Annotated in this window: 12 protein-coding genes and 1 pseudogene; 9 read left to right on the top strand and 4 right to left on the bottom strand. The window is 67.2% G+C overall.

Annotated features, from left to right (window positions below):
• Window positions 1-181: 181 nt before the first annotated feature.
• Window positions 182-2032 (bottom strand): hypothetical protein, encoded by a 1851-nt coding sequence (locus tag QM612_RS04950; protein ID WP_415252787.1) that lies wholly within the window; start codon window positions 2030-2032, stop codon window positions 182-184.
• A 130-nt stretch (window positions 2033-2162) separates the two neighbouring features.
• Between QM612_RS04950 and QM612_RS04945 the strand changes: the two genes are divergently transcribed.
• The 9 genes from QM612_RS04945 (at window position 2163) to QM612_RS04905 (ending at window position 11449) form a co-directional block, all read left to right on the top strand.
• On the top strand, window positions 2163-2723 hold the full coding sequence (locus QM612_RS04945) for an ECF-type sigma factor (RefSeq protein WP_415252786.1): 561 nt from the start codon (window positions 2163-2165) through the stop codon (window positions 2721-2723).
• Window positions 2720-5386 (top strand): protein kinase domain-containing protein, encoded by a 2667-nt coding sequence (locus QM612_RS04940; protein ID WP_415252785.1) that lies wholly within the window; start codon window positions 2720-2722, stop codon window positions 5384-5386. Before QM612_RS04945 ends, QM612_RS04940 begins: the two co-directional genes overlap by 4 nt.
• 111 nt (window positions 5387-5497) lie before the next feature.
• Window positions 5498-6949, top strand: coding sequence for a trypsin-like peptidase domain-containing protein (locus tag QM612_RS04935; protein ID WP_415252784.1), 1452 nt, complete (start codon window positions 5498-5500; stop codon window positions 6947-6949).
• A gap of 78 nt (window positions 6950-7027) precedes the next feature.
• Window positions 7028-7384, top strand: a complete 357-nt coding sequence (locus QM612_RS04930) for a hypothetical protein (RefSeq protein ID WP_415252783.1) — start codon at window positions 7028-7030, stop codon at window positions 7382-7384.
• A gap of 9 nt (window positions 7385-7393) precedes the next feature.
• Window positions 7394-7867, top strand: coding sequence for a phage holin family protein (locus QM612_RS04925; protein WP_415252782.1), 474 nt, complete (start codon window positions 7394-7396; stop codon window positions 7865-7867).
• Window positions 7864-8184 carry a hypothetical protein gene (locus tag QM612_RS04920; RefSeq protein WP_415252781.1) on the top strand — a complete coding sequence of 107 codons (321 nt, stop codon included), beginning with the start codon at window positions 7864-7866 and terminating at the stop codon, window positions 8182-8184. Before QM612_RS04925 ends, QM612_RS04920 begins: the two co-directional genes overlap by 4 nt.
• Complete coding sequence (locus QM612_RS04915; protein ID WP_415252780.1) at window positions 8181-9290, top strand: AI-2E family transporter; 1110 nt, start codon at window positions 8181-8183, stop codon at window positions 9288-9290. The genes QM612_RS04920 and QM612_RS04915 overlap by 4 nt, the downstream gene beginning before the upstream one ends.
• 75 nt (window positions 9291-9365) lie before the next feature.
• Window positions 9366-10079 (top strand): HAD family hydrolase, encoded by a 714-nt coding sequence (locus QM612_RS04910; protein ID WP_415252779.1) that lies wholly within the window; start codon window positions 9366-9368, stop codon window positions 10077-10079.
• Complete coding sequence (locus QM612_RS04905) at window positions 10076-11449, top strand: leucyl aminopeptidase family protein (RefSeq protein ID WP_415252778.1); 1374 nt, start codon at window positions 10076-10078, stop codon at window positions 11447-11449. Before QM612_RS04910 ends, QM612_RS04905 begins: the two co-directional genes overlap by 4 nt.
• Before the next feature lie 24 nt (window positions 11450-11473).
• Here the strand turns inward: QM612_RS04905 and QM612_RS04900 are convergent, their stop codons facing one another.
• From QM612_RS04900 to QM612_RS04890, 3 genes and pseudogenes are all read right to left on the bottom strand, one after another.
• Window positions 11474-12016, bottom strand: coding sequence for a hypothetical protein (locus tag QM612_RS04900; RefSeq protein WP_415252777.1), 543 nt, complete (start codon window positions 12014-12016; stop codon window positions 11474-11476).
• An 8-nt stretch (window positions 12017-12024) separates the two neighbouring features.
• A complete protein-coding gene (locus QM612_RS04895; protein ID WP_415252776.1) occupies window positions 12025-12339 on the bottom strand; it encodes a hypothetical protein in 315 nt (104 codons plus the stop codon).
• Between the two features lie 28 nt (window positions 12340-12367).
• A pseudogene (locus tag QM612_RS04890) lies at window positions 12368-12485 on the bottom strand (IS5/IS1182 family transposase); the annotation flags it as partial.

Below are 12485 nucleotides of genomic sequence, written 5' to 3'. Positions count from 1 at the left end.
GCGTTGCGGGGAGGACATGCTCTTTCTTCCTTCTCCCCGCTGCGCGGGGAGAAGGTGCCGAAGGCGGATGAGGGGCAAGCGTCACCGCAAGAACACCCACACCCCGCTTCGCCACCCTCTCCCGCAAGCGGGAGAGGGAAGTGGTGGGGTTTACCCCGCCACGATGGGCACGATGCCCGCCTTACAAATCAAACCCAAAACCCGCGCCGGCGGACGATTCGCCACTGCCGAAGCTGGCGCCGATGGAGAACGAACCGCGATCCCCCACGCGCTTGCCGTAGCCGATGGACACCGCGCCTTCACCGCCCTGCGCGCCCACACCAATCGCAAGCCGGCCCTTTGCGCCGCTGCCGTTGGCGGCGTTGACCGCCATGTGGGTCATCGCGTTGCCCATCGCACCGATGGTGTCGATGCGCTTGTCGGTCTGGGCGAAGCGCACGTCCACCTGCTGCTGGTACTGGGTGAACGTGTCATTCCACGCGGCGAACTTCTGGTCGGTGTAGGCATTGGCCGATGCCAGCGTCTGCGTAGCCTTGGTATCGGTATAGCTGTTCGATGCCGTCAGCGTGGCGGCATCACCGGCCTGCAACTGGCGCAGGTTGACCGCATCCATGGGATCAACGCCATCGGCCAGGTTCTTGATCTGGGTGCCGTCGTTGCCGCCGTTGCCGCATTCACTCGGTGCAATCCCCCGTGCCGCCGCGCAACCGTCGCTGCCGCCACCGGCAAGGGTGATGGTGGCGTGGCCGTCATCGTCGTATTCCACCGCCAGCGCGGAACTCACGCCATCGGCACCCGCCGGGCCTTGCTCGCCCTGCGGGCCGGTGGGACCTGCCGGGCCAGCCGGACCCTGCGGGCCGGGCGTGCCACCGACAGTGCCGGCCAGCGTGGTCAACTGCGCATCCACTGCCGCAAAGGCCTCCGCCACGGTGCTGAAGCTCGCGCCCTGGATGGTGAAGCTGGGCGCGGTGAACACGCCGCCGGTGAAGCTTGCGCCGCCGCCCATCCATGTTGCCAGCATGCGCAACTGGCGCACGTTGACGGCATCGAAATCCTCGGTGCCATCAGCCATGTGGATGATCTGGTGTTCGCCGCCGGCCTTGCCCACGGCCACCGAGAAGTCGCGATCGGCGATGGCGTCAAACCCGATCGCGGTGCTGCCGGTATTCAACGCCTGTGAACTTCTGCCGAAGACACTACTGTCCACGCCACTGGCAATGTTTTCGAGACCAAACGCGCTGCTGTTGTCGCCATTGGCGCGATTGTTGAAACCGAACGCACTGCTGAGAATGCCAGTGGCGAAGTTACCACTGCCGAAGGCGCTGCTGTTTTCACCGCTGGCGAGGTTAGTGAAGCCAAACGTGCTGCTGTTTTCGCCACTGGCCCTGTTGAGACGACCAAACGCGCTGCTCTCCGAGCCGCTGGCGATGTTGCCGGTGCCGAACGCGGTACTGGTATCGCCGCTGGCTTCGTTTTCGAGACCGAACGCGCTGGTGAAGAAATTATTGGCGATGTTGCCGCGACCGAACGCACTGCTGAAAAGACCACCCGCGTTGTTGCCGGAGCCGAATGCACTGCTCTCTGTACCGCTGGCGGTGTTGATCTGGCCGAACGCACCGCTGTTTAGGCCGCTGGCAGTGTTGCCGCGACCGAATGCGCTGCCGGAGTCACCACTGGCGGTATTGCTGGCGCCAAATGCGCTACTGGCACCGCCACTGGCGGTGTTGCCACTGCCAAACGCGCTGCTGGAGTTTCCGCTGGCCTTGTTGGTGCGGCCAAACGCACTGCTGAATAAGCCACTGGCGTTGTTGAATTGACCATACGCGCTGGCCGAAGTGCTACAGGTCGCGTTGTCCCGGCCATCTTCTTCACCCTGATCGGTGGTTGGTGCCGGCGTGATGGGGTCGCCATTGGCATCCACACAGACCGGGTCCACCGCCCAGGCGGGCATCGACAGTGCGCCCAGCAGGGCAACGGTCAGGAGGGAAAGGCCCGGCGCGTGCCGGCGGCGGTTGTGCTGTTGCTTGGACATGATTTGATTCCCCGTTGGTGGTATGCCGGCCACGCGGAATGCAGGCCGTCTTTCACCTATGCGAAACTTCGGGCCAAACCTTGTCATCCATCTTTTTCCCGCACGTCCTCCCCGCACGGAACCCGCGCAGATGGCCCCTGCTCCGCCCCCGGCTTCGGTCACTGCCCTGCTTGCGCGCGCCCGTGCCGGCGACGATGCGGCGCTGGATTCCGCCTTTCTCGCCGTCTATGAAGAACTCAAGCGCGCCGCGCGCTTGCAGCTACGGCGCAGCCGCGATGCGGTGGACACCACGGTGCTGGTGCACGAGGCCTATCTGAAACTGGGCGGCGCGCAATTGGCGGCCAGCGACCGCAACCACCTGCTGGCGTTGTCGGCGCGGGCGATGCGGCAGGTGCTGGTGGATCACGCCCGCCATGCCAAGGCGCAGAAGCGCGGCAGCGGCGAAGACGCGCTGACGCTCACCGCCAATCTTGGGGTTGAAGCGGCGGCGGTGGTCGATGTGCTGGCGCTGGAAGACTTGCTGGGCAGGCTGCAACGGATCGACCCGCGCGCGGCGCAGATCGTGGAGCTGCGTTATTTCGGCGGGTATTCGGAACCGGAGATCGCCGACATGCTGGGGATCAGCGGCAGCACGCTGAGCCGCGACTGGCGCAAGGCGCGGGCGTTCCTGTTCGCGGCGTTGTCGGCATGAGCGGCGCGGTGGAGCGCGCACAACGCGCATTTGAACTCTTCTGCGCGGCGGTTGAACTGGATGCCGGACAACGCGCGCAGTTTTTGGCCGAAGCCTGCGCGGGCGATGCCGCGTTGCGCGCGCAGGTGGATGCGTTGCTGGCGGGCGATGCGCGCGCCGGTGACCCGTTTGCCTCGGCACCCGGCTGGAACGATGCGCTGGGCCACGCCAATGACGATGGTGGTCGCGAAAGCGAGTTCATCGAGCCGATGTCGGGCCGCAGCATCGGCGCGTGGCGGATCATCGGCGTGCTTGGGCGGGGCGGCATGGGCGCGGTGTATCGGGTGCAGCGCAGCGATGGCGCGTATGCGCAACAGGCCGCACTCAAGCTGATCCGCACCACCGCCGATTCCCCTGCCGCGCGCGAACGGTTCCAGCGCGAGCGGCAGATCCTGGCGGACTTGCAGCATCCCAACATCGCCACCTTGCTGGACGGCGGCATCAGCGCCGAGGGCGAGCCGTATTTCGTGATGGAACTGATCGACGGCATGCCGCTGGACCGCTGGTGCGACGCGCGCATGCTGGGCCTGCGCGAGCGCGCGGTGCTGTTTTTGCAGGTGCTGGACGCGGTGCGCTATGCGCATCGCAATCTGGTGGTGCATCGCGACCTGAAGCCCTCCAACCTGCTGGTGGATGCCGGCGGTCAGGTCAAGCTGCTGGACTTCGGCATCGCCCGGCAGCTGGACGCCGGCTTCGAGGCCACCCGCACCAACGACCGCGCGCTGACCTTCGAATACGCATCGCCCGAACAACTGCACGACGCGCCGATCACCACCGCCACCGACATCTGGCAGCTGGGCATCGTGCTGCATCGGTTGTTGTCCGGCGCGCATCCGTTCGGGCTGACCGGCGACACGCCGCTGGCAAAACAGTTGCAGCAACTGGAACGCGAACCCGAGCCACTGCCCCGCGCCGCCGCGCATGCAAGCCCGGAGCTGGCCGCGCAGCGCGGCGAGCTGACCCCGGTGACCTTGGCGAAGGCGGTGCGCGGCAATCTGGCGGCCATCGTGCAGGCCTGCCTGCGCCGCGACCCGGACGCGCGCTATGCCTCCGCCGATGCGCTGGGCAACGACCTGCGCGCGTGGCTGGATAACCGGCCCATCGCCGCCGTGCCGTTGTCACGCGGGGAACGCGGCAGGCTGTGGCTGCGCCGCAACCGCACATTGGCGGCAGCGGCGGGCATCGTGGGCATCGCCCTGCTGGCCGGCACCGGCGTGGCACTGTGGCAGTCGAACCTGGCGCGCGAGCAGGCGCGCATCGCCGAACAACAGCGCAGCGAAGCCCAGCGCGAAGCCGCGCGTTCGCAAGCGGTCACCCGCTTCCTGACCGACGACCTGTTCCACTACGCCGACCCCTACGCCAGCGGTGAGCCGGACATCCGCGCGCGTGAACTGCTGGACCGCGCTGCCGGCCAGCCGATGCAGCGCTTCGCCAAGGCGCCGGACATTCAGGCCGTGCTGCGCAGCAGTCTGGCGACGGCCTATCTTGGCCTTGATGACTTCAGCGCCGCCGAAAAGCAGTTACGCGCGGCGCTGAAGCTGCTGCCCGCCAATGCTGCCGACCGGCAGCGCACGCGCACCCTGCTGGGCATCGCGCTGACCCGGCAGGAAAAATGGGATGAGGCGCATGCGGTGTTCGCCGCCACGCTGGCCGACGAACGCGCCGCCACCGCGCCCGACGCGGCCCTGCTGCTGGAGCTGCGTGGCCGGATGACGCATATCGACTGGAAGCGCGGCAAGCTGGAGGCGGCAGGCGACGCCTTTGCACCGCTGCTTGCCGAAACCGCGCGCACGCTGGGCGAGACCCATGCGGGCACGCGCGACATGCTGCGGCGGGCCGCCAACGTGGACATGGATCTGGGCGAGGAAATGCGCGCCGAGCAGCGCTACCGCCGCATTCACGACATCAACGTGCGCGTGTTCGGCAAGGACAACCCGGAAACGCTGGGTTCTGCCATCGACCTGGGCCGCGTGCTGGCGCGGCTGAAGCGCTTCGACGAGGCCAATGCCTTGCTGGAACCGGCCTTGCAACGGGCGCGCGCGCAGCTTGGCATCGAACATACCGAGACCCAGCGCGCGCTCAACGAACTGGCAACCAGCTATCAGTTCGGCAAGCGTTTTGACGATGCCGAGACGCTGTTCCGCGAAGTGCTGGCGATCCGCGAACGCCGCTACGGCGACGACGACATGGACACCCGCACGTCGCTGAACAACCTGGCGATGCTGCTGGGCAGCACGGATCGCGACAGCGAGGCGATCCCCTATCTCGAACGCGCGCTTGCCGCCGAGCGACGGGCGCTGGGTGACAGCCACCCGGACACGCTGGTGCTGTCGCACAACCTGGCGATGTCGCTGCGCGATGTGGGCCAGCGCGAACGCTCGATCGGCATCCAGCGGCAGAACCTCGCATTGGCAAGGCGCATCCTGCCGATCGATCACTGGCAGACCTCGATCTACATGGCGGTGCTGGGGCAGACCCTGACCCAGATGGGCCGGCTGGACGAGGCGGAACCCCTGCTGCGCGCCAGCCTTGCCAACTTCAGCCGCCAGTTCGGCAACGACGATGGCCGCACGCGCAAGGTGCAGGAGTTCATGGACACCTGGCAGGCACGCAGGAACCGCTAGTCGCGGCATGGCATCCGGGCGCGGTTTCACACAGGATTCAAGCGTGGCGGCGGACAGTATGAATACGAGCCCACCGCTGCCCGACCGTCTGCAACCCGGAGTCGTCCCGCAATGCAACACGCATCCAGCCCCGCCCGTCGCACTCTTCTGGCCCTCTGTGCCGCCGCCGCGTTCGGCGCATTCGCCGCCACCGGCCTGCACCTGATGCTGGACACGCCGGCCACCGCCGCACCGCCAGCCCCGATCACATCCACCGCCGTACCTGCCGCCGCCGCGTTGCCCACGGCGGTCAACGGCGCGCCGGTGCCGTCGCTGGCGCCGATGCTGAAGAAGGTGCTGCCGGCGGTGGTGAGCGTGAACACCGAGCAGCGCATCCGGGTCAACACGCCGTTCGGCGACGATCCGGTATTCCGCCGCATGTTCGGCATCCCGGAGGAACGCATCGCGCGTTCGCTGGGTTCAGGCGTCATCATCGATGCCCAGCGCGGGCTGGTGTTGACCAACAACCACGTGGTGGAAAACGCCGACGCCGTGCAGGTGCAACTGGCGGACGGACGCACGCTGAAGGCGGAGTTCATCGGCAACGACCCGGACACCGACATCGCGCTGATGCGCATCCCGGCGCAGAACCTTGTCGCCATTCCGATGGCCGACAGCGACCAGTTGCAGATCGGGGATTTCGTGGTCGCCATCGGCAATCCATTCGGCGTGGGCCAGACCGTCACCAGCGGCATCATTTCCGCCGTGGGCCGCAACAACCTGCCGGGCATGGGCTTCCAGAACTTCATCCAGACCGATGCCAGCATCAATCCCGGCAATTCCGGCGGTGCGCTGGTCAACCTGGACGGCAGGCTGATCGGCATCAATACCGCCAGCTTCAATCCGCGTGGTTCGATGGCCGGCAACATCGGGCTGGGGTTCGCCATCCCGGTGAATCTGGCGGGCCGCATCAAGGACCAGTTGCTGGCCGGCGGCGTGGTACGGCGCGGCACGCTTGGCATCGACACCCAGGACGTGGACGAGCGCATCGCGCGCGGGCTGGGCATGAGCGAAGCGCGCGGCGTGGTGGTGACGCGCGTGCATCCCGGTTCCGCCGCTGGCGCTGCCGGGCTGAAGGTGGGCGACGTGATCCTGTCCGCCAACGGCCAGTCCATCAGCGATACCGAGGCACTGCGCAACTTCCAGGGCCTGCAAACGCCGGACGCAAGGCTCACGCTGGACGTGCGCCGCGACGGCAAGCCGCTGCAGATCACCAGCGGCCTGCGCGAAGTGCCGAAGGCGCTGGACGGCGCGCAGCTTGACCCACGCCTTGCCGGCGCGCGTTTCGCCGAGTTGCCGGAATCCCTGCGCCGGCAGGGCCTGGCCGGTGTGCTGATCGAAAGCGTGGAGCGCGGTAGCCGCGTGGCCGAGACCGGGTTGCGCGCTGGTGATGTGGTGCTGGCCGCCAGCAGTGGCGAGTTCAGCGACCTCACCGGCTTCCGTGCCAGCGTTTCCTCCGACCCGCAGCAGCTGGTGCTGCGCGTGCTGCGCAACGGTCGCGCCTACAACGTCCCCATGCAGTGACGCAGGAACCACCATGACGGCCGCATCACGCACGTGATGCCAAGCTGACGATTCGCTTCCAACCACAAGGACAGCCCGATGAGCACCAATACCGATGCAGTCAAGGCCAATCTTGGCGAAGCCAGCGCCCACCTCAAGCAGGCGGCGGTGGCTGCCAGCGATGCACTGAAGGGCGCGGCCAGCGCCGCAGGCGAGGAAATGAAGCTGGGCAAGGCGCAGATGAAGGCCGAACTGGCCGATGGCGCGCTATCCGGCATCAATGCCGCCGAGCATCTGGGCGGCGCGGCGGGCGAACAAATGGACGCGCTGATGGACAAGGGCCGCGACCTGCTCGACAGCGCCGCCGACCTGATCCGCGAACGCCCACTGGCCGCGTTCGGCGTGGCCTTCGCGGCCGGCTGGATCATTTCCAAGCTCGGTCGCAGCGACAAGTAAGCCGCGCGCATGGCGGACACGGGGGACACGCCGGACAAGGGCACGCCCGGCCTTCGCGAAGCGCTGCACGCGCTGGGCGAGGACAGCCGCGCCAGTCTGCATGCAGCGGGCGATACGCTGAAGGCGCTGCGCAGCCTGATCGCCGCCGACTTCGCGCTGGCGCGCAGCGCACTGGTGCGCACGCTGGTGTTTACCGCCGCTGCGATCGCCTTCGGCGCGTCCGCATGGCTGCTGCTGATGGCGGTCTCCATCGCCGCATTGCAGGCGGCGGGCCTGTCTTGGCTTGCGGCGTTGCTGATTGCCGCCGCACTCAGCATCGGCCTGACCATCGCCGCCGGCATCCTCGCCATGCACCACTTCGCACATACGCGCATGCACGCAACCCGTCGCCAGCTGGCACGGTTCGGGCTTGCCGAACCGTCCGCAGACGAGAACGAAGACGACGAAGCCGAGCCACCAACACCGCAGGCAGACGCGCCATGAGCCTGCGCCCGCTGATCGAGCGCGTGGCGCGCGCCGAACGCCAGCTGGAAGCGCGCGAACAACGCACGCGGGCGCATGTGCAACAGGCAAAAGCGACCTGGCACGCGGGCTGGACGCCGTGGCGCATCGTCGTCGCCGGACTGGCTGCCGGCTTCGCGGTGGGTCACGCGCGGCCATTGCGGCTGGTGGATGGCGGCGACCTGCTGAAGCTGGCCGGTCTGTTGCCCGGATTGCTGGCAAGACGCGATGCGCAACCGCCGAATGCGGATGATGCCGATACCACCACATCCACATCATCGACCGACGACAACGCATGAACCTGCCGCCCGAGTCCGCAGCACCCGCCGCCATCGAACCCTCCACACCGCAAGCACCGACGCCGCGCCCGCGCGGGCCGATGTCGCTGGTGGTGCTGGCGGTGCTGGCGGTCGGCTATACCTTGTGGGCCACGCAGGACCTGATCCTGCCGGTGCTGCTGGCGATGTTCTTCGCGCTGGTCGGCAATCCGATCATCCGCCTGCTGCTGCGCATCCGCATCCCGCGCTTTGTGGCTGCGCTGGCGGTGCTGTGCAGCGGCATCGCGCTGACCGTGCTGCTGGGCCAGCAACTGGTGCAGCCGGCCAGCGAGTGGATCCGCGAGGCCCCGCGCGAGCTGCGCTCGCTGGCGCCCAAGCTGCAGAAGCTGACCAAACCGGTGCAGGATGCCAACAAGGCCGCCCAGAACATCGCCCGCGTCGCCGGCGGCGACAGCGCCGGCAAGGTGCAGGTGGTGCGCACCGAAGCCAACGATCCATACCGGGCGCTGATCGCCACGCCGCGACTGGCGGCATCGATGCTTGCAGTGGTGCTGTTGACCTTCTTCTTCATGGTCTATGGGCAGGACCTGCAGCGGCATGCCATCGCCCTGCTGCCCGACCGGCAGAAGAAGAAGGTGACGGTGGAGATCCTGCATACCATCGAGACCGAGGTCAGCCGCTACGTGCTGACCATCAGCCTGATCAACGCGGTGGTGGGGCTGGTGTTCGCCGCGCTGCTGTTCTTCGGGATGGATCTTGCCCTCGGCCAGGCCCTGCTGTGGGGCACGCTGGTCGCCATCCTCAACTTTGCGCCCTATGTCGGCCCGCTGATCGGCATGGTGGTGATGCTGCTGATGGGCTTTTCCAGCTTCGAAGACCCGCTGCAGGCGCTGGTGCCGGCGGCGATCTATCTGGGCCTGCACACGCTGGAAGGGCAGATCGTCACGCCCATCGTGCTGGGCCGGCGGATGGCGTTGTCGCCGCTGGTGCTGATCCTGGCGCTGATGGTGTTCGGCTGGATGTGGGGCATCGTCGGCCTGCTGCTGGCAGTGCCGATGCTGGTCTGCGTGAAGATCGTGCTGGCCCGGCTGGACGGCATGGAAGGCTGGGCAAGACTGCTGGAATGACGCCCGGCGCGGGCCTGAAACCCAAGCGCGACGCCGAGCACGGCATCGCCCCCGGCAGCGGCCTACAATGCCCGCGTGAAGCTTCCCATCCGCGCCATCACCCTGGACCTCGACGACACCCTGTGGCCGTTCGCGCCCATCGGCGAACGCATCGAACAAGCCCTGCACGGCTGGTTCGTCGAGCACAGCCCACGCACCGCCGAGCGCTTCCCGATCAGCGAAATGCGCGCCCTGCGCGAGCGGGTGTTCGCCGAGTTCCCGCAGCACGCGCACGATCTTGGCCTGCTGCGCCGCCTGACCATCGAACGCGCGCTGCATGAAAGCGACGGCGATCCCGGCCTTGCCAGCGCCGCCTACGCGATCTTCTTCGGCGAGCGCAACCGCGTGGATTTCTATCCCGATGCGATGGACGGCCTGCGCCGCATCGCCGCGCGGCTGCCGGTGGCGGCGCTGACCAACGGCAATGCCGATCTTGCCGCCATCGGCATCGCCGACCTGTTCCGCTTCCAGCTGGGCGCGCGCGAATACGGCGCGGCCAAACCGGATGCCGGGCTGTTCCACGAGGCCTGCCGCCGGCTGGGCCTGCAGCCGGGCGAAGTGCTGCACGTTGGCGACCATCCGCATACCGATATCGCCGGTGCCGCCAATGCCGGTCTGCATACCTGCTGGATCGATCGCGGTGACCATAGCTGGCCTGCCAATCTTGCGCAGGCCGACCTGCACGTCACCACCCTCATCGCGCTGGCCGACTGGCTGGACGCACACGCCGCCGAAGACCAAGCCGCATGAACCTGCCCGCCGGTTTCACCGCATCCTCCAATACTGCACTGCCGCTGCACATCATCGACAAGGCCGGCTTCGCCGCATGGCGCGACGCGCAGCCCGCGCCGGTGCAGGCGTGGCTGGCTGCGCAGCGCTTCGACGCCAGCGCCGGCAGCGCGCAGAGCTGGGCCGATGCCGAAGGCAAGCTCGCAGGCGCGGTAATCGGCATCGGCGATGCATGCGATCCGTTTTCCTATTCGCACGCAGTGAAGACGTTGCCGGTCGGCGACTGGAAGATTGCGAACACGCTGGATGCCGACGCACGCGCCGCCTTGCAGCTTGGCTGGGGTTTGGGTCTTTATCGCTTCGACCGCTATCGCAAGCACACACGCCCGATGCCGCGTCTGGTTGGTGAGTTCGATGCCGAAACCTTCGACCTGCTCGCCGCCTGCGTGCGCGTGCGCGACCTGGTCAACACGCCGACCGAGCACATGGGCCCGGACGAACTGGAAGCGGCTGCGCGCAGCATCGCCAGCACGCACGGTGCATCCATCACCGTCACCGCCGGCGATGCACTGCTCGAACAGAACTACCCCGCGATCCACGCCGTTGGCCGCGCCTCGCATCGCGCACCGCGCCTGATCGAAATGACCTGGGGCGACGCTGCGCATCCGCACGTCGCCATGTGCGGCAAGGGCGTGTGTTTCGACACGGGTGGTCTTGATCTCAAGAACGCCACCGGCATGCGCAACATGAAGAAGGACATGGGCGGCGGTGCGCATGCGCTGGCGCTGGCCGAACTCATCATGGCGCGCAAGCTTCCGCTGCGGCTCACCGTGCTGGTGCCGGCGGTGGAGAACGCAGTCGGCCCCAATGCGTTCCGCCCCGGCGAAGTGGTGGGCACCCGCAAGGGCGTGAGCGTGGAGATCGACAACACCGACGCCGAAGGCCGCATGGTGCTGTGCGATGCGCTGGCCCGCGCCTGCGAACTCACGCCCGACCTGCTGCTGGACTTCGCCACCCTGACCGGCGCTGCGCGCGTGGCCCTCGGCCCGGAACTGCCGGCGCTGTACGCCAACGACGAACAGCTTGCGAACGACTGGTTGAGTGCCGGCACGCAGGCGCGCGACCCGCTGTGGCGGATGCCGCTGTGGCGACCCTACCTGCGCTATCTCACCAGCCACGTTGCCGACATCGCCAACGGCAGCAGTTCCACCATGGCCGGCAGCATCACCGCCGCGCTGTTCCTGGAACGCTTCGTCAGCGAAGGCCAGCGCTGGGCGCACATCGATGTGTACGCATGGAACGACAGCGACCGCCCCGGCAGGCCCACCGGCGGCGAAGCGATGGGACTGCGTGCGGCCTATGCGATGTTGAAGGCGCGCGCAGCCGGTTGATGCCACCGACTGCGGCGTGGATCGTCAGCGACCGCCCGACTGCTCCGGGTACTGCCGCAGCAATTCTTCAAGCGGCGGCACACCGTAGAGCGCACGCTCCTCATCCGTGACGCTGCGGTCGATGGGCACCAGCATTTCCTTTTCCGTCGTCTGATCGATGACACGGTTGGTGCCGTAACGCTGCTGCCCCTTGGTGAAACTCAGGTAGCGATCAATCGATGCCGCCACCAGATAGTTCGCTTCCTTGATGCCACCCTGCATCGCCTCCTTGAACAGGAAATGCGCGAGCAGGTAGTTCTCCGCACTCAGGCTCTTCAGTTGCCCGTCGCAGAAGGCCAAGCCGGTGTGCTGAAGCACCAGCGCCGCGTTGAACTTGTCCTTCGGCGAGGCCACGCCACCGCCGGCCATGATCTGCAGCACGCGCTCCCGGCGCGCATCATCGGATCGCGGATCGGTGCCACCCATCCGAACGGCCTGATCCTCCACAGCCAACTGCGCCAACTCGGCATTGTCGGCCCACGCCGCGAACGACAGCAGGCACAGCAGCAGGAACGAAGCGATTTTCATCTTGCACATCAGCGCAACCACCTGCGCGCCGACGCCTTGCGTGCAAACCACCACAGGAACAAACCGACCACTGCAATACAGGCAGGGAACAGCGCACCACGCACGCCAGTCAATGCCCACAGCGGCGTGGTCAGGTAGGTGGAAGCAAACTGCACGATGATCGCCAGCCACGACAGCAACAGCAACGGCTCCGCCCAGCGCCTGCGCAGCAGCAGGCCCAGCGCACCCAGCACGCCGCCGACGGTGGCGATGGCGAACGGCACGAACACCCAGCGCGGCATCGCCTCGAAGATGCGCTGCTGCGCCTCGGGCCATGTCGCCACGCTCTCGGGCGTTGCACTCAGAGCCTGTTCAAAGTCTTCTGAGCAATAGCGCCAGGAAGGCCAGATGGATGAACTGCAGGCTGGTGTTGAGCTTGCGCTCGCAGTTCTTCCACAGCCTTCGGTTCTTCTCCAACCAGGCAAAGCTG

Origin of the sequence: Thermomonas sp. (assembly GCF_047606765.1) — a bacterium.
Taxonomy (GTDB): domain Bacteria; phylum Pseudomonadota; class Gammaproteobacteria; order Xanthomonadales; family Xanthomonadaceae; genus Thermomonas.
Note: the sequence above shows the minus strand (reverse complement) of the source record. Positions and strands in the feature narration are given on the sequence as shown.

What these genes read in the sequence shown, in the direction of transcription:
- QM612_RS04950 (WP_415252787.1), bottom strand. Translation starts at nt 2,032, where the DNA reads ATGTCCAAGCAACAGCACAACCGCCGCCGGCACGCGCCGGGCCTTTCC.
- QM612_RS04945 (WP_415252786.1), top strand. Translation starts at nt 2,163, where the DNA reads ATGGCCCCTGCTCCGCCCCCGGCTTCGGTCACTGCCCTGCTTGCGCGC.
- QM612_RS04940 (WP_415252785.1), top strand. Translation starts at nt 2,720, where the DNA reads ATGAGCGGCGCGGTGGAGCGCGCACAACGCGCATTTGAACTCTTCTGC.
- QM612_RS04935 (WP_415252784.1), top strand. Translation starts at nt 5,498, where the DNA reads ATGCAACACGCATCCAGCCCCGCCCGTCGCACTCTTCTGGCCCTCTGT.
- QM612_RS04930 (WP_415252783.1), top strand. Translation starts at nt 7,028, where the DNA reads ATGAGCACCAATACCGATGCAGTCAAGGCCAATCTTGGCGAAGCCAGC.
- QM612_RS04925 (WP_415252782.1), top strand. Translation starts at nt 7,394, where the DNA reads ATGGCGGACACGGGGGACACGCCGGACAAGGGCACGCCCGGCCTTCGC.
- QM612_RS04920 (WP_415252781.1), top strand. Translation starts at nt 7,864, where the DNA reads ATGAGCCTGCGCCCGCTGATCGAGCGCGTGGCGCGCGCCGAACGCCAG.
- QM612_RS04915 (WP_415252780.1), top strand. Translation starts at nt 8,181, where the DNA reads ATGAACCTGCCGCCCGAGTCCGCAGCACCCGCCGCCATCGAACCCTCC.
- QM612_RS04905 (WP_415252778.1), top strand. Translation starts at nt 10,076, where the DNA reads ATGAACCTGCCCGCCGGTTTCACCGCATCCTCCAATACTGCACTGCCG.
- QM612_RS04900 (WP_415252777.1), bottom strand. Translation starts at nt 12,016, where the DNA reads ATGAAAATCGCTTCGTTCCTGCTGCTGTGCCTGCTGTCGTTCGCGGCG.